The organism is Elizabethkingia argenteiflava, from assembly GCF_009904105.1.
GTDB classification, from domain to species: domain Bacteria; phylum Bacteroidota; class Bacteroidia; order Flavobacteriales; family Weeksellaceae; genus Elizabethkingia; species Elizabethkingia argenteiflava.
This window is the reverse complement of sequence record NZ_JAAABJ010000189.1, coordinates 1-336: the sequence shown is the minus strand read 5'-3', so window position 1 is coordinate 336 and position 336 is coordinate 1. Positions and strand designations below refer to the sequence as shown.

At 41.4% G+C, this 336-nt stretch carries 1 protein-coding gene; it reads right to left on the bottom strand.

Annotated features, from left to right (window positions below; translation table 11 throughout):
- Positions 1–336 (bottom strand): TraB/GumN family protein (locus GNY06_RS01550; protein WP_176589934.1); only part of this gene is annotated, 336 nt, incomplete at both ends.

The following is a 336-nucleotide window of genomic DNA, read 5'->3' as shown; positions in this document are numbered from 1 at the left end:
TCCGGTAAAAAATCCGAGTGCAATTAAACCGATTATGATTACGGGAATTGCCCATGCTATTATTTTTGATACAGGCGAACTTGAAGGAGCAGACTCAATATCACAGGTGTCCGTAATTGCTTTTCCTCCTGCGATTTTTTCTAAATATGCTTGAACGCCAGGAAGATGACCTGCACCGATTACGGCTACGACAGTGCTGCCTTTTGATTCCCATATATGAGAAGCAAGGTATCTGTCACGTTCATCGATAAGGACTTCTTTTACGGATGGCAGGTATTCTGCAAGTTCATTCATCATGGAATCCATTTCGCTGCTGTTTTTTAAGTTTTCAATCTG